This window comes from Subdoligranulum variabile, from assembly GCF_025152575.1.
GTDB lineage: Bacteria > Bacillota > Clostridia > Oscillospirales > Ruminococcaceae > Gemmiger > Gemmiger variabilis.
Genome location: NZ_CP102293.1, coordinates 370526 through 384215, shown reverse-complemented (window position 1 = coordinate 384215; position 13690 = coordinate 370526). Strand labels below are relative to the sequence as shown.

The following is a 13690-nucleotide window of genomic DNA, read 5'->3' as shown; positions in this document are numbered from 1 at the left end:
TTCAGAAAAAATTTACAAAAGCATTCCCCGGAGAGTAAAATACACTCTCCGGGGAATGCTTTCAATTAACCATAAATCAATAAAACCGCAACTGTTCCTCCTTGCATGACTTTACCACCCGTTCCTTTAGCACATCCTCCGGCAGGATCTGCCCGCAGAGCAATGGCGAGTTCGGATCATGCGCTTGCGTATTGCGTGCAACGGTTTTCAAACTGTGCGTAGCATAACAATACCGGCACCCGTGGCGGCAAGTATCGTACATACCAATGTCGATGCTTGCCATGCAGCCGCATTCCGGGCGCTGGTTCTTGTCTTTCTCCAACGCAAGGCGGCACCCGGCAATCTGTTCCAGCAAGGTGCGGTCAATGCAGTGGCCGTGAGCAATGCCGTATGGTGATAAGTCTATTTGTTCTGCGCAGGTTTCCAGCACAAGGTGGTGTTTGCCTGCAATATCGGCCAACCGCTGGGCCAGCTCCACAATTTCCTCCTCTGTAAAGGCCGCAAAGCCTAGGCCGTTCATGTTGGCCTGAGTGTTGCGGTACAGGTCCACAAAGCTAACGATGCATTTGCGGGTATAGCCTTCCAGCCGTCGGGCCAACTGGCTGAAAAAGGTAATGTGGTAGTCCATCGTGTACCGGTCGGTGAGCAAAATGGGATCATACCGCCAGATGACCCGTTCGGGGCCGATCCTGCGGGAAAGTTCCTGAAAGGCAGGCAGGATCACGTCGTTTTTGCTTGGAACGCCTGATTCCACATCTTTCCCATAGGGGGTCAGGGTGAACTGAAAATAGAACGGATACGCCCGCAGTTCCTCCAACCGAGTCATCAGCGGCAGCGGATTCTTGGTCCAGAAAACAATGCCATCCACCACATCCGGCGACAAGGAAATGCGGCTGACCTGATGGAAGTTCATGGGATTGCGGACACAGACGAAGCCCTCCCGGATACGGTTGTAAAACCAATCGGAGTAATAGGCGGGAATATCGGTCCGCCTGCTGGCGCTGATGATCAAGGGGGTCACCTCCGGGTTGCATTGGACTGATTACGGGGCAGCATTTCCGTCTGTGATGCGGTTCACTTCCCGCAGCAGATCATCCATATACAGTTTCTGCTGTCGTTTCAGATAGCCAGAGACAAAGGGGCGCATCCACCAGCGCTTGCCGTTGACGGTTTCCACGCAAGTCAACCGGGAACCACTTTCTACAGCCTCGAACCGTCCCTCCCAGAAGCCGGACATATTCCCATTTTCCATGGTAAAGGCCCAAAACTGTTTTGGTTCACAGGTTGTAACCGTAAAATGGGTGGCATAGCCGCTCTTGGTATGCTCCACAAAGCGGGTTTCGTCCAGAACCTCCACCCGCGCCAGGTCGCTGCGCCAGTCGGTATGCGTCAGGTCGGTCACGATTTGCCACAGCTGTTCTACCGTACAGGGAAACGAGCGTGTTACTTTAGAAACCGCCACACAATCACCCCTTCTTCTTTTTCAGCTTCAGACAGACACCATGGCCATCAGATGCCCCTTGCAGCAGCTTCACAGCAGCAGCGGCCCGCTCTTTGACAGAACATTCCGATTCCTCCTCCAGCTTGGCCACAACGTTTTGCAGATCTTCCAACGGCAACAGGTACACCGCCGCGCAGTAGAAGGTTTTGCGGCGGCCATCGTTATAGCTGGCCAGCAGCTTATCCAGAATTGCCCGCTTGGCCCGCAGTTCGTCTATGTAGGCATCCAGCCCCAATTCCTGGGCGCGGTTCAGGTCGGCGGCACGGCGGCTGTGAGGCACAAAGGAATCTGCTGCATCAAACTCGTCATACCGGGCGCAGGGGTAAGAGGAGCAATCACTGCAAAAGGTATGTCCACCTTGGTCCAATGAGCACCGTGCGATAGTACAACTTTGGTTGCCCGGCCCACCGCCGCAGCCGGGGCAGTAGCCGCCTACCTGCATGGGGCAGAGCAGGCAGTTCAGACCGCACAGGCTGAACTCGGTATGTTCCCGTGTGAAGCCTTTCATACATGCTCCACCTTTCGCACCGGATGGCGCACCACAGTTTTCAGGCTTTCCGGTTTGCACCGGCGCACATCGCTCAGATAAATCTCATGGTGGAATCGGTTCTCACCAAAGTCCGCCGTGTAACCGTGCGCTTTGGCGTATTCCGCCATAGCGGCTACCGTGGCTGGTTCGTCGTCGTAGGGGCCGATGTGCATGCATTGGACGCACAGACCTTCCTCCCAGGTGAAGAACTCCACCGGAGAGCAGTCCAGTTTCTTTTTACGGGAGGCTTCCTGCACGGCCCAGTCAAACTCTGCCTTGGTCACGAAGTCCGGCAGACGAATCATCGAGATCCAGCAGAAGTCTTTTTTGCGGGTGTAGTCCACGCCACGGACACCTTCCTGCCACCACAGGCCCTCCAGTGGCGGCACCACATAGTCGAAATAGCCATCCATCTTGTGGCTGCCCATCTTGCTCATTTTGATGGTGTAGGCCACCGCATACAAAAGGCCAATAGCCTGTTTGTAGGCCCCGTTTTCCTCGTTGGGATCTCCGTGCCCGCGCACCGCCAGAAAATTCATGGCAGGCACCGTGACGATACCCGGCGTTTTGGGCGGCAGATAGAATTCCTTGTATTCTTTCTTATAGTCGAATGCCATCTTCATTTCCTCCGCTTTTGAGATGCCGCTTTGCGCAGCGCTTCACAGGTGATGCGGGTCAATTCCACCGCCATGGTTGGGTCATCCACGTCCTCAATCACAAAGGAATCGCTTGCTCCTTCATGGGACGGAGCCTTTGGCAGGTCGGGAAAGGCTGCTTCTCCTTGTGGAGTGATTTTGATAAACAACTGGTCATCGCAGATGACGGCGAAGAAAGTCCCGTCACAGAACAGGCCGTATTCCCCGAACATTTTGCGGGCACGGACGCTTCCGGCACCGCGCAGCTGTTCCACCACATACTCCACATAATCAGAATGAGATGCCATAGCTACCTCCGTTTCTCATAGCGCTGGGCCAGCCGCCTGACAAGAGCCCCCAGCTGTTCCCGCAACTCGGCAGGTTCCAGCAGCTCAGCGCCATCCCCAAAGGTGAGAATCCAGCTGATTACACTGTCCGCGTCCGGGAAACCGCGACGGAAAAGCAAGGAGCCGTCCGGCTGTACGGTAAAGCTGTCTGCACCGTATTCTTCCACCAGCCGCCAACGGCAGGCCGGGGTAAAACGAACACACACCTGATATTGAGTTGGATAAATCCGCTCCGGGTCCAGATCCGGCAAAGGGGCTGGGCGTGGTGTAAAGGGATCTCCGGTAGAAAGGTTTGTCATGCGGTTGAGCTTGAACAAGCGGAAGTCCTGCCGGGTTTGACACCAGCCCCACAGATACCATGTGGACCAATGAAAGACCAGATAATAGGACTCTACGCTGCGCACCGATGTGCCCTTGGGCGCGTCGTAAGTGAAATGAACAAGGTGGTGCTGCTCCATGGCATTCTGTATGGCCTCGATTTTAGGGGCAAGGCTGCTTTTGTACCACGAGGACAAATCAATGAGCATGTGGGTGCCGCCGGATATCAGGGTACTGTTTCCGGCGGACAGCTTTTCCATGAGCTGAGCATAGCGCCGGGTGCCGCTGACGCTGTCCAGACTGCGCAGCCCCGCCAGAATGGCTTGCATTTCCGGGGCAGTGAGCACCGTGCGGTCCACCCGGTATCCCTCTATGATGGAGATTCCTCCGCCAGCGCCCTGTGCGGTGGTGATGGGGATGCCTGCCCGGCCCAGGGCTTCGATGTCCCGCTGGATGGTACGGCGGGACACTTCGAACTGCTCCGCCAGTTCCGGCGCGGTGACCTGTTCCCGCTGAAGAAGGATGGACAAAATACCGATCAGCCGATCCATTTTCATGGCAATCACCGCCCTTTGTTCTTTTGCCTGTATTATACCATAGCAACCGGACAACTGTCTGTCATGTTTAGCTTTGCGGGAATGTTTTTTCTACGGGAAAAGCCCACCTAGCGTCTTGTTTTGTTGCCCCAAACAGGTTATGATGGTGCTATCATCAGAGAAAAGCACTATAGAGAAAAGAAGCGTAAGCAGAGCTTTAGATGGGGCCATCTTTCGCTTATGGGTAAAGGAAAAGCAGAAAACCATTTCTGATTTTCTGCTTGGTAAATGCTGCCGGGGGACAGCAGGTATTTATGGAATTTCGGCTCCGGTTGGTCAATGCAGAGCAATACGAGTTAAGACTTCTTTCGCGTCAGAACGATACCGATGATGGCTCCCACAAAGGCAAGGGGAGCCACTCTGACGAACAGCCATTCCAACGAGTGAAATGCTACGCCGAGGACAGCAGTTTCAGGATCGGCATAATTCCATGCCTGGTAAGGACTTTTCCAAAAATACAAAACCACAAAAATCGCCATGATGATCGCACACAGTCCGATGAGCGACCAGTGAATGATTTTTCTTCTCGTGTTCTTTTTCTGCGCCATCTGTAAATTAATCACCTCCAATTTTTCAGAAATTGCTTTCAGGGTATCTGCCTCCGGCAAAACGACATTTTCCCCAAGCAAGATACTCACAGGCGTTTCCAGAACTTCTGATATGGAAATCAGCATCTCGGAATCAGGAACTGATAACCCTTGTTCCCATTTGGAAATCGTCTGTCGTACCACATTCAGTTTGACGGCAAGCTCCTGTTGTGAAAGTCCTTTCGATTTTCTGATTGTTTTCAGATTTTGGCTGAGCATTGAGAATAGCGGCACTTCACACCCCTGCAGGGGAATCGCAAATACTATGGCTAATACAAAATCTGCCAGCAAAAGGCAAAGTGCCCCAAGCAACCAACAAACATACCTTCCCGTCAGCCAGAACCGACGATTCATCCCAGCCGCAGAGAAGTAACGTGTCAGCCCGTTCTGTAAATCATTGCAGACAGCAAACCCTGCATAAATACCACAGGCGCAGAACAATGTAGAAATATCCCCATGCAAGAAATCAAAGGCATCCTTTGCGCCATCTAGAGTTGCAGCTGTAGTCGGTACCTGCATAAACAGAATGTTGCATGCTGTAAGAACAACTAGGATTACCACAAAAGCTGGTGATTGGCACATCGTATACAGATTCAGTCGGAGGCTTTGTCGCATACTTCATCGCCCCGCTTTCCTTTAATATACAGCAACATAATCTCGTCCAGTGTAGCAGGGTCTATAACCAGGTCAGGATGCCGTGCCACTGCAGCTTGACGGTCTGCCACGAGGACTTCCCAGGCGGTATTTTGTCGGCGGCAACGCAAAATTTCTTCCTGCGGTAATGCTTGGAATTGGGGGGGTAGTAGACAGGCTCATCTCCCTGTTCTTGTTGATGCATGATAACCCATCTGATCCCTTCCATCCTCCAGATGGTGGACGAATACCAGATCGCTTTCAATCCGGCGGTGGAGATATCCTACCTGACCGAGGAACACCAGCGGATGCTCAAAGAGGAGATGGACGCCTGTCAGGCCACACCGTCCCTCACACAATCCCGCACCCTCAAACAGATGAGCCAGACGGGAACGCTGACCCGTGAATACCTGCATCACCTGCTCACCGAGGAAAAGCCCAACCGAACGGCAGAAGTTCTTCCTCAATCAGGAGGATGTGCAGCGGTATTTCCCCAAGCACTACACCCCGCAGCAGATGCAGCAGGTCATCCTCCATCTGCTCCACACCTGGCAGCACAAACGCGGCTACAACAAGGACACACCGGAACGCTGAAGGAGGCACACCATGAAACTGACCTACACCGAGATCAACGGCTATCTGATTCCCGATCTGGTTCTCCCCGAAACCGATACCCGACCCATCGGCAAATACGGTGAACTGCGGCGGCAGTTCCTCCGGGAGCATCGTCCCGACCTGTTCGACCTCATGCTTCTGGAAGGTACGCTGCACAGCCACCTGGCTGATATGGACGCTTCCGCCCGGCAGATGGTGGAGGAGACCATCGCACAGATGGCCCGCCAGCAGGGCGTGGATGAAGCCCTCAAACGGGCCAATCCGCTTGCCTGGGCAGGGCGCATGAATGCAATCAAGAATGCAGCCGAGGAAGCGGTCCTGCCGGACCTTCTGTACGGGGACGCGCTGGAGTGATTCCTTTTCAGTCCGTACAAAAAGACCTGTCCGCAGGGGTAACGAGCACTGGCTTTGTATAGCTTTTGCAAGCCATACGCCGCCCCAGCGCAGGACGCTGGCAAGGGGCGAAGCCCCTATAACCCCCGAAAATCCAACAACGCAACAATGCAAAGACCGAGCAGCGATGCCCGGTCTTTTGTTATATGGAGGTGAAATTATGTTGACTCGAAACGTGCAACTGAACATCCGGGTGACACCGGAAGAAAAGAAGCTGTTTGAACAGGCAGCTGCCCGATGCGGGCTGACACTCTCCCAATACATCCGCATGCGGCTGCACAACCAGATGCCCCGGCACCTGCCCAACGCCGACTATCGACAGGTACTGGACGCCCTCACTGCTCTCTACCAAAAGGACAACACGCCGGAGGTGCAGCAGGAGATTCTGAACACGCTGCTGGCCGTCCAGAGGGCAGTTACTGTGCCGCAGAAGGAGGAATGAGAAGATGGCTGTCACCAAGATCTGGCCCGTGAAAGGGCGTCTGGATGCGGTCATACGCTATGCCGGAAATGAAGAAAAGACCCGCCTGCCGGACCTGACCGGCCTGTCTGCGGGCAAGGACGATCTGAGCGATGTGCTGCAGTATGCCGCCAATGATGCCAAGACCACCCGGGAAAGCCAGCTGTTTGTCAGCGGCATCAACTGTGTGCCGGAGATTGCCCGCCAACAGATGGAGCTGACCAAGCAGCAGTTCGGCAAGACCGGCGGCACGGTGGCCTTTCACGCCTACCAAAGTTTCCGCCCCGGTGAAGTCACGCCGGAGCAGTGTCACTCCATCGGGGTGGAACTGGCCAAGCGGGTATGGGGAGACCGCTTCCAGGTGCTGGTAGCCACCCACCTGAACACCGACTGCTGCCACAATCACTTCGTCATCAACTCGGTATCCTTCGTGGACGGCAAACGGTACAACGACTGTAAAAAGACCTACCGCGCCCTGCAGGACGCCTCGGATGAACTTTGCCGGGAGCAGGGGCTTTCGGTTGTAGACAAAAAGGATGCTCACCGCGTACCCCGTAACCTTTACCTGGCCGAGAAGGCCGGAGAACCTACCCGGTATAGCATATTTTGATAGAAATGCAATTCAAACCAGACGAATTGAACAATTATGCTTTCGAATACCCTTGAAATTTATATAAAGCAGACAAAATTAATATAATAAATACTAAAGACTAACGATGAAATAAATAAGCTGTAATAGTAAAAGGTATGCTTGATTAGATCTTCAATCATCGTTAGTATGTAAAAGAAGCAAATCCAAATAGAATATATATTTCCGTGGTTTTTATAAAAGGAATCATAAATATGCCTTGGAAAGGTGAATGCGCTTCCTAACGTGCACATTAAAATTTGCTATCATAAAGAAAATTGCGGAAACTCTTCCTTATATGACTTTACCGCCCGTTCCTTTACCACATCCTCCGGCAGAATCTGCCCGCAGAGCAGCGGTGAGTTCGGAGCGTGGGCTTGTGTATTGCGTGCAACGGTTTTCAGACTGTGCGTAGCATAACAATACTTGCAACCGTGGCGACAGGTGTCGTACATTCCAATGTCGATGCTGGCCATGCAGCCGCATTCCGGGCGTTGGTTCTTGTCTTTCTCCAATGCAAGACGGTACCCCGCAATCTGCTCCAGCAAGGTGCGGTCAATGCAGTGGCCGTGAGCAACGCCGTATGGTGATAAGTCTATTTGTTCCGCGCAGGTTTCCAGCACAAGATGATGTTTACCCGCAATATCGGCCAACCGTTGAGCTAGCCCCATGATTTCCTTCTCTGTAAGGGGAGCAAAGCCCAGGCCGTTCATGTTGGCCTGGGTGTTGCGGTACAGGTCCACGAAGCTGATGATACACTTGTGGGTATAGCCCTCCAGCCGTCGGGCCAACTGTCTGAAAAAGGTAATGTGGTAGTCCATCGTGTACCGGTCAGTGAACAGGATAGGATCATACCTCCAGATCACACGTTCGGGGCCGATCCTACGGGAAAGTTCCTGAAAGGCAGGAAGAATCACATCATTTTTGCTGGGCACGCCCGGCTCTACGTCTTTTCCGTATGGGGTCAGGGTGAACTGAAAATAGAACGGGTACGCCCACAGTTCCTCCAACCGAGACATTAGCGGCAGCGGATTCTTGGTCCAGAATACGATGCCATCCACCACGTCCGGCGACAGGTCAATGCGGCTCACTTGATGGAAGTTCATGGGATTGCGGACGCAGACATAGCCTTCCCGGATACGGTTGTAAAACCAATCGGCATAATAGGCGGGAATATCGGTCCGCCTGCTGGCGCTGATGATCAAAGGGTTCACCTCCGGGGTGCATTGGACTGATTATCTGGAAGAATTTGAACTATACGAAGAAATAACAGTCAATGGCCAAGAGTACATTTTAGTTCATGCAGGACTTCATAACTTTGCGGAAACTAAAAAACTGAGTGATTATCAACTGTATGAAGTAATCTGGGAACCAACTGACTATGACAAAGTGTATTTCAAAGATAAAATTTTGATTACGGGACACACTCCGGTACAACTTATATCCAAAGGGAAAAGCGAAAAAATTCTGAAAATGAATAATCATACGAACTGCTGCTCCAGAGCTACGAGGACGGCATGGCCTACTACGCCAAGCTGAAAAACGAGGGCAAGCTGGAAGATATGACGATGGCAGAGTTCGCGGACTTCTACCGTGCCGGTCATACCTATACCCAGCCGGAGTGTGCCCTCTGGCGGGATATCCTCTACGGTTCAGATAAACAGTATTTCTGGTACGCCGATCCCTATATGCGCTGCTGCCTGGATATGAATCAGGGCGGTGCCATGATCGACCTGCGTCCCTACGCGGCCAAACTGTACTGGCCGGTGGGCATCGGCACCCCCCATGTACAGGATGCCAGCTATCCTTTCCTGATTCAGGCCAACTACCGGGCAGGCTACTTCACCCACTATGCCGGGGAGGGCACCATCAAGAGCTGCAAGCTGACCCACAAGGGGGAAGAGGTGGATCTCTGCCTGTGCCGCAGCTGGGCACACTTTGAAAAGCAGGGAAGCGCCCGTGTGCTGACGCTGGACCCGGTGGAAATCAGGTTCGCCGACCTGACGGTGAAAGTGGTGACCACTTTCACTTTCGAGGAAGGCAGCTCCGCAGTAAAAACCACCCGCCGCATTGTGGAGAGCAGCGATCCTGCTGCCAAGGTGGAGCTGAACGAGTACATCACGGCATGCTACGGTACCACAGAATACCCCGAGGATATGACCGGAATTACGCTGGCACTGCAAGGAGAGAACGAATCCCGCTGCATCGCCTATGAATACCGCTGCCGGGAAGATCAGATGACCGGCAAGGCTGCCGTGGCGGTGGTACCGCCAGTGGAAACCAAGGTGACCATGCAGGCGGCAGAGGAAATGCAGGTCTACTACAAGGAAGGCTATGCCTTCAGCCCGATGTTTACCCTGGGCCTGAAGAAAGAGATCGGCCAGGATGAGGAGGTAACCACATGGCTCAAGCTGGAAAAGGCAAACTGAATTTCCGGTGCCCGTCCTGTTTTATGCGGGACCTGGACATTGACATGTTCTATGACGCCGACAAGAAGGAATACTACTGCCTTCGCTGCTGCTACACCGGCAGCGAGGAGGACGTGCAGACCAAGAACCAGATGGCACGCTTCCGGTATCGGGCCATGCTCAAGAGGTTTGACAGTTTTGGCCGGAATGGGTAACCGATGAAATCCTGGTTCCCATTACGACGAAATTTTGGTGTGCGCTTTTTTATCCATAAAAGTGAAGTTTAGGCTTCTTTTGCAAATACAGCCGATTCGGCCACTGCCGAATCGGCTGTATTCCTTTGAAAAAGAAAATATCTCCCTTGCAAAATGCAAAAAAGAACGCAGGAATGCCCCTCCGCACAGCCCGAAAATGACCAAAGAAGAACGGTGTGGATATGAGTTGACCCGACCGATATGTGAACGGGATTGTCGCAACTGTCGCGAGGCAAAAACGCGGTAAGTCAAACCGCGTGAAAGGGGCTGTCCGGGCACCGACAAGAGAGCCCGACCTTGTATTTTGAAAAGCGGTCCATTATACTATACTTAAAGGGGAAAGGGAGCGCCGTGCGCTTCCATCATAGGAGATACAGGATGCAATATCGTTGTGATAAGAGCAGTACCCAACTGTCGGTCTTGGGATATGGCTGCATGCGGTTCCCCAGGAACGGCGGTCGAATCGACCAGGAGGCTGTTACCGAGCAAATCGGAGAAGCCGTCCGTTTGGGTGTCAACTATTTTGATACCGCCTATGTTTATGGGGGCAGTGAGGCCGCACTGGGGGAAGCACTGAACCGTCTTGACTGCCGGGACAAAGTGTATATTGCAGACAAGCTGCCGCAATATCTGATCAAATCCCGGGCGGGGACTGAACGCTGCTTTCAGGAGCAGTTGTCCCGCCTGAAAACAGACCACATTGACTTTTATCTGATGCACATGCTCACGGATCTGGCTGCCTGGAACAAGCTGTGCGACCTGGGAATCCGGGAATGGATTGCAGAAAAGAAGGCGTCCGGTGCCATCGGCAGAATCGGCTTTTCCTTTCATGGGGATACGGCGGCCTTCCTGGAATTGCTGAATGCTTACGATTGGGACTTCTGTCAGATCCAGTACAACTATCTGGACGAGAACACCCAGGCAGGCCGCAGGGGACTGGAAGCGGCGGCAGCAAAAGGGATTCCGGTCATTATCATGGAACCCCTGCGTGGCGGGCGTTTGATCACGGGCCTTTCTGCCGAGGCCCGGAAGCTGGTGGCCGAGAGCGGCCGTTCTGCGGCGGGCTGGGGGTTGCGCTGGCTGTGGGATCAACCGGGGGTAACGGTGGTGTTGTCCGGCATGAACAGCCTGGAGATGATTCGGGATAACGCTGCCGAGGCTGATGCTGCGCACCCCGGCTGCATGACACCGCAGGAACATGCCTTTGTGGAAAAAATGCGGGCGGACCTGCAGGCATCCATGCGGGTGGGATGTACCGGCTGTGCCTATTGCCAGCCCTGCCCGGCGGGGGTGGATATCCCGGGGGTGTTTGCCAGCTATAACCGCATGGCCACGGAGGGCAGACACGCCAAAATGCAGTATCTGCTCACCACCGGCTTGCGTCGCAAGGGGACTGGTGCCAGCCAGTGTGTGGGATGCGGCAAATGCGAACAGCACTGTCCGCAGCACCTGCCCATACGCAGTCTGCTCAAGGATGCAGCCAGAGAACTGGAAGGGCCGCTGTACAAGGCGGCGCGGCTGGGCGTGAGAGCCTTCAAATTGTGGTAAACGGTCGGTCCGCTTTTCCGCAAGGCCGGAACCGCCAGGGCCACCAGTTCCGAACCCAAAAGAAGCAGCTCCCCGCTGGGGTGAGAAAGCGTCCGGAACATACAGTGTGAAAGCAAGACCTGCGATGGTGGAGAAAGGTGCCCCTCGAAAAAGGCTCCTGGGGTCTGAAACAGAAAAAATCGGGAGGAAACGATATGACTTTTGATGTGAAGAATCTGCAATGGACAAGACAGCCGGAAAGTTATACGATCACGCCGGAGCGGATCGAGATCGTGACCCGGCCGCGCACGGATCTGTGGCAACGGACTTATTACCATTTCCGCAACGACAACGCGCCGGTGCTTCAGATGCGCACCGGGGAAAAGTTCTTCTCCTTTGTGGTCCGGACGGAATTCTCCGAAAGCCACCATCGTTTCGACCAGTGTGGGGTGGTGCTGTATCTGGACAGCGAAAACTGGATCAAAGGCTCTATCGAATATGAGAATGAACGTTTTCAGCATTTGGGCAGCGTGGTGACCAACCGTGGTTATTCCGACTGGGCAACTACCGAGATCCCCGCCGATGTCAAATCCATGTGGTATCGTCTGAGTCGCAGGGAGGACGACTTCTGCATCGAATGTTCGCAGGACGGTGAGGTCTTCCACCAGATGCGGATCTGCCATCTCCATGAAGCAACCGGGGAGATCCGGTTCGGTATCTATGCCTGCAGTCCCGAGGATTCCTCTTTCCGTGCTGTTTTTACCGGCATGGAACTGACCGAATGCAAGTGGCTGGCCCACGATGGGCAGGCACCGGACGAAGAAGCCTGACATCCTGCGCATTTAGAACCGATGATGCACTGCAAAGTCAGGCCTTCAGCAGCCAGGCGATGCCGGCGGCGGTACGCTCCGCTGCATGGTTGTAGTGGTTCCCCGAGTTCAGCTGAAACACCGAACAAATTCCCAAACTTTGGTAGTAAGCCAGGAGTTCTTCGGTGCGCTCCCGGACGGTTTGCAGCACCGGATTGCGGGTTTTGCTTTCCTTGTCGCCCAGGGAGAAGAACAGCCGCTCCGGCAAATGCCGGATGGGATGAGAAACGGCATATTCCCGGAATCCGGGAAACCAGAGGGAGCCGGACATGCTGGCGATGCGGGAAAAGTGATCGGTCTTGTACATGGCATACACGGCAAACAGTCCGGCCAGGGAATAGCCTGCCAGGCCGCGCCAGCAGGGGGGACCAGGCAGCGCCTTTTCTGCTACGGGCAGAATGGCATCGGTGAGCAGGTGCAGATAGGTATCGGCGCCGCCGATACAGGGCTCCCCACGTTTGAAGGCGGGCGGTGCATCCCAGGGGACCATATCACGGTTCCAGTCCAGATCGCTGACGGCAACCAGGGAAAACGCGGGCAAAGACATTTTTTGCAGCTGGGCATAGACCTGCTGCCCTTCCTCTGCAAAGGTGTTCAGATAGATTGCGGGAGCCCCCGGGGTCTTGCCGGGAAAAACCGACACGGACTTGCCGCCGATGGTGTATTGATGCATGACGGAACTCCTTCCCCGGTGTTTTACTCTCCCAGAATTTTATCCATCGGCTTGCCTTTGGCCAGCTCATCCACCAGTTTGTCCAGATAGCGGATCTCCTGCAGCAGCGGTTCCTGAATGGATTCCACCTTCACGCCGCAGATGCTGCCCCGGATCAGACGACGTTTTTCGTTCAGCGCGGGGGCATTTCTGAAAAAATCACCATAGGCAAGATCACTGGTCAGCAAACGGTCAAGATCGGCTGCGCCGTACCCGGTCAACCAGGTGGCGACTTGGTACACCTCCTCCCGGGAACGGCCTTTGCGCTCCGCTTTGGCAATCAGCAGCGGAAAGACCCTGGAAAATTTCATCGCAAACAAAGCTTCGTTGTTCATAGGAAACCTCCGGTCTATTTGATTGGAATCATTATAGCACAGAATGAGCGGCCGGAACGACGCTCCGTAAAATTTCAGAGCACACAGGAGGAATATGCCATGGCCAAGCGGAAATGGACGCGGCAGGAGACCGATGCCTGGCTGGACAGCCACGACAGCTGGTTTTATGCCAACCGGGAGGATGCAAATCTTTTTGTGCGCAAGCGATGCCTGGGAATCAATTGGACTTTCAACTGGGGAAATCCCTGGTCATGGGTCATGACGGCGGGTCTGACCGCCTTGCTGGTGTCTGTGGCCATTCTGGGCGGATAAGCAACCACCGAACAAAAAAGAACCTCCCGCA

The 13690-nt window shown here is 54.1% G+C and carries 21 protein-coding genes; 9 read left to right on the top strand and 12 right to left on the bottom strand.

From position 1 onward, the window contains the following. Positions 1 to 76: 76 nt before the first annotated feature. From NQ490_RS01890 to NQ490_RS01850, 9 genes are all read right to left on the bottom strand, one after another. Positions 77 to 1021 (bottom strand): DUF1848 domain-containing protein, encoded by a 945-nt coding sequence (locus NQ490_RS01890; protein ID WP_007047127.1) that lies wholly within the window; start codon positions 1019 to 1021, stop codon positions 77 to 79. A 21-nt stretch (positions 1022 to 1042) separates the two neighbouring features. After that, positions 1043 to 1462 (bottom strand): SRPBCC family protein, encoded by a 420-nt coding sequence (locus NQ490_RS01885; protein ID WP_040917743.1) that lies wholly within the window; start codon positions 1460 to 1462, stop codon positions 1043 to 1045. 4 nt (positions 1463 to 1466) lie between these two features. Beyond that, the gene (locus NQ490_RS01880; protein WP_007047125.1) at positions 1467 to 2009 is read right to left on the bottom strand and encodes a DUF3795 domain-containing protein; all 543 of its coding nucleotides are present in this window, start codon (positions 2007 to 2009) and stop codon (positions 1467 to 1469) included. After that, positions 2006 to 2647 (bottom strand): GyrI-like domain-containing protein, encoded by a 642-nt coding sequence (locus NQ490_RS01875; protein WP_040917741.1) that lies wholly within the window; start codon positions 2645 to 2647, stop codon positions 2006 to 2008. Before NQ490_RS01875 ends, NQ490_RS01880 begins: the two co-directional genes overlap by 4 nt. 2 nt (positions 2648 to 2649) lie before the next feature. Further along, positions 2650 to 2973 (bottom strand): TfoX/Sxy family protein, encoded by a 324-nt coding sequence (locus NQ490_RS01870; protein ID WP_007047123.1) that lies wholly within the window; start codon positions 2971 to 2973, stop codon positions 2650 to 2652. 2 nt (positions 2974 to 2975) lie between these two features. After that, positions 2976 to 3887 carry a helix-turn-helix transcriptional regulator gene (locus NQ490_RS01865; RefSeq protein WP_007047122.1) on the bottom strand — a complete coding sequence of 304 codons (912 nt, stop codon included), beginning with the start codon at positions 3885 to 3887 and terminating at the stop codon, positions 2976 to 2978. Positions 3888 to 4222: 335 nt separating this feature from the next. Next, positions 4223 to 4732 (bottom strand): helix-turn-helix domain-containing protein, encoded by a 510-nt coding sequence (locus NQ490_RS01860; RefSeq protein ID WP_040918120.1) that lies wholly within the window; start codon positions 4730 to 4732, stop codon positions 4223 to 4225. Positions 4733 to 5106: 374 nt separating this feature from the next. Beyond that, positions 5107 to 5238, bottom strand: a complete 132-nt coding sequence (locus NQ490_RS01855) for a hypothetical protein (protein WP_259951430.1) — start codon at positions 5236 to 5238, stop codon at positions 5107 to 5109. Positions 5239 to 5325: 87 nt separating this feature from the next. After that, positions 5326 to 5562, bottom strand: coding sequence for a hypothetical protein (locus NQ490_RS01850; protein WP_007047119.1), 237 nt, complete (start codon positions 5560 to 5562; stop codon positions 5326 to 5328). On the opposite strand from NQ490_RS01850, the gene NQ490_RS01845 reads away from it, so the two are divergent. The 4 genes from NQ490_RS01845 (at position 5549) to NQ490_RS01830 (ending at position 7224) form a co-directional block, all read left to right on the top strand. Beyond that, complete coding sequence (locus NQ490_RS01845) at positions 5549 to 5740, top strand: hypothetical protein (RefSeq protein ID WP_007047118.1); 192 nt, start codon at positions 5549 to 5551, stop codon at positions 5738 to 5740. The two genes, NQ490_RS01850 and NQ490_RS01845, sit on opposite strands and share 14 nt — an antisense overlap. Positions 5741 to 5752: 12 nt before the next feature. Then, a complete protein-coding gene (locus NQ490_RS01840; protein ID WP_007047117.1) occupies positions 5753 to 6115 on the top strand; it encodes a TnpV protein in 363 nt (120 codons plus the stop codon). A gap of 199 nt (positions 6116 to 6314) precedes the next feature. After that, positions 6315 to 6596, top strand: coding sequence for a plasmid mobilization protein (locus tag NQ490_RS01835; protein ID WP_040917740.1), 282 nt, complete (start codon positions 6315 to 6317; stop codon positions 6594 to 6596). A gap of 4 nt (positions 6597 to 6600) precedes the next feature. Continuing rightward, complete coding sequence (locus NQ490_RS01830; protein WP_007047115.1) at positions 6601 to 7224, top strand: relaxase/mobilization nuclease domain-containing protein; 624 nt, start codon at positions 6601 to 6603, stop codon at positions 7222 to 7224. Between the two features lie 284 nt (positions 7225 to 7508). Here the strand turns inward: NQ490_RS01830 and NQ490_RS01825 are convergent, their stop codons facing one another. Beyond that, positions 7509 to 8456: a DUF1848 domain-containing protein gene (locus tag NQ490_RS01825; protein WP_007047114.1), complete on the bottom strand. Its 948-nt coding sequence runs from the start codon at positions 8454 to 8456 to the stop codon at positions 7509 to 7511. A 303-nt stretch (positions 8457 to 8759) separates the two neighbouring features. Here NQ490_RS01825 and NQ490_RS01820 point away from each other — a divergent pair, with 303 nt between their 5' ends. The 4 genes from NQ490_RS01820 to NQ490_RS01805 all read left to right on the top strand — a co-directional run bounded on the left by NQ490_RS01820 (position 8760) and on the right by NQ490_RS01805 (position 12261). Beyond that, positions 8760 to 9671 (top strand): hypothetical protein, encoded by a 912-nt coding sequence (locus tag NQ490_RS01820; protein WP_007047112.1) that lies wholly within the window; start codon positions 8760 to 8762, stop codon positions 9669 to 9671. Beyond that, positions 9644 to 9865: a hypothetical protein gene (locus NQ490_RS01815; RefSeq protein WP_040917737.1), complete on the top strand. Its 222-nt coding sequence runs from the start codon at positions 9644 to 9646 to the stop codon at positions 9863 to 9865. The genes NQ490_RS01820 and NQ490_RS01815 overlap by 28 nt, the downstream gene beginning before the upstream one ends. Positions 9866 to 10282: 417 nt before the next feature. Next, positions 10283 to 11452, top strand: a complete 1170-nt coding sequence (locus NQ490_RS01810; protein WP_040917736.1) for an aldo/keto reductase — start codon at positions 10283 to 10285, stop codon at positions 11450 to 11452. Positions 11453 to 11646: 194 nt separating this feature from the next. Continuing rightward, positions 11647 to 12261, top strand: coding sequence for a DUF1349 domain-containing protein (locus NQ490_RS01805; protein ID WP_007047108.1), 615 nt, complete (start codon positions 11647 to 11649; stop codon positions 12259 to 12261). Positions 12262 to 12298: 37 nt separating this feature from the next. On the opposite strand, the gene NQ490_RS01800 is transcribed toward NQ490_RS01805, so the two are convergent. Further along, positions 12299 to 12973, bottom strand: a complete 675-nt coding sequence (locus tag NQ490_RS01800) for an alpha/beta hydrolase (RefSeq protein ID WP_007047107.1) — start codon at positions 12971 to 12973, stop codon at positions 12299 to 12301. A 23-nt stretch (positions 12974 to 12996) separates the two neighbouring features. Further along, positions 12997 to 13347, bottom strand: coding sequence for a DUF2200 domain-containing protein (locus tag NQ490_RS01795; protein ID WP_007047106.1), 351 nt, complete (start codon positions 13345 to 13347; stop codon positions 12997 to 12999). Positions 13348 to 13446: 99 nt separating this feature from the next. Between NQ490_RS01795 and NQ490_RS01790 the strand changes: the two genes are divergently transcribed. Continuing rightward, positions 13447 to 13659 carry a DUF5808 domain-containing protein gene (locus tag NQ490_RS01790; protein ID WP_040917734.1) on the top strand — a complete coding sequence of 71 codons (213 nt, stop codon included), beginning with the start codon at positions 13447 to 13449 and terminating at the stop codon, positions 13657 to 13659. Positions 13660 to 13690 lie beyond the last annotated feature (31 nt).

Bases quoted from the DNA above. Each gene is read 5' to 3' on its own strand.
- NQ490_RS01835 (WP_040917740.1), top strand. From the start codon at position 6,315: ATGTTGACTCGAAACGTGCAACTGAACATCCGGGTGACACCGGAAGAA.
- NQ490_RS01870 (WP_007047123.1), bottom strand. From the start codon at position 2,973: ATGGCATCTCATTCTGATTATGTGGAGTATGTGGTGGAACAGCTGCGC.
- NQ490_RS01860 (WP_040918120.1), bottom strand. From the start codon at position 4,732: ATGCTCAGCCAAAATCTGAAAACAATCAGAAAATCGAAAGGACTTTCA.
- NQ490_RS01865 (WP_007047122.1), bottom strand. From the start codon at position 3,887: ATGAAAATGGATCGGCTGATCGGTATTTTGTCCATCCTTCTTCAGCGG.
- NQ490_RS01875 (WP_040917741.1), bottom strand. From the start codon at position 2,647: ATGGCATTCGACTATAAGAAAGAATACAAGGAATTCTATCTGCCGCCC.
- NQ490_RS01850 (WP_007047119.1), bottom strand. From the start codon at position 5,562: ATGCAGGTATTCACGGGTCAGCGTTCCCGTCTGGCTCATCTGTTTGAG.
- NQ490_RS01810 (WP_040917736.1), top strand. From the start codon at position 10,283: ATGCAATATCGTTGTGATAAGAGCAGTACCCAACTGTCGGTCTTGGGA.
- NQ490_RS01880 (WP_007047125.1), bottom strand. From the start codon at position 2,009: ATGAAAGGCTTCACACGGGAACATACCGAGTTCAGCCTGTGCGGTCTG.
- NQ490_RS01830 (WP_007047115.1), top strand. From the start codon at position 6,601: ATGGCTGTCACCAAGATCTGGCCCGTGAAAGGGCGTCTGGATGCGGTC.
- NQ490_RS01820 (WP_007047112.1), top strand. From the start codon at position 8,760: ATGGCCTACTACGCCAAGCTGAAAAACGAGGGCAAGCTGGAAGATATG.
- NQ490_RS01840 (WP_007047117.1), top strand. From the start codon at position 5,753: ATGAAACTGACCTACACCGAGATCAACGGCTATCTGATTCCCGATCTG.
- NQ490_RS01790 (WP_040917734.1), top strand. From the start codon at position 13,447: ATGGCCAAGCGGAAATGGACGCGGCAGGAGACCGATGCCTGGCTGGAC.
- NQ490_RS01815 (WP_040917737.1), top strand. From the start codon at position 9,644: ATGGCTCAAGCTGGAAAAGGCAAACTGAATTTCCGGTGCCCGTCCTGT.
- NQ490_RS01800 (WP_007047107.1), bottom strand. From the start codon at position 12,973: ATGCATCAATACACCATCGGCGGCAAGTCCGTGTCGGTTTTTCCCGGC.
- NQ490_RS01805 (WP_007047108.1), top strand. From the start codon at position 11,647: ATGACTTTTGATGTGAAGAATCTGCAATGGACAAGACAGCCGGAAAGT.
- NQ490_RS01795 (WP_007047106.1), bottom strand. From the start codon at position 13,347: ATGAACAACGAAGCTTTGTTTGCGATGAAATTTTCCAGGGTCTTTCCG.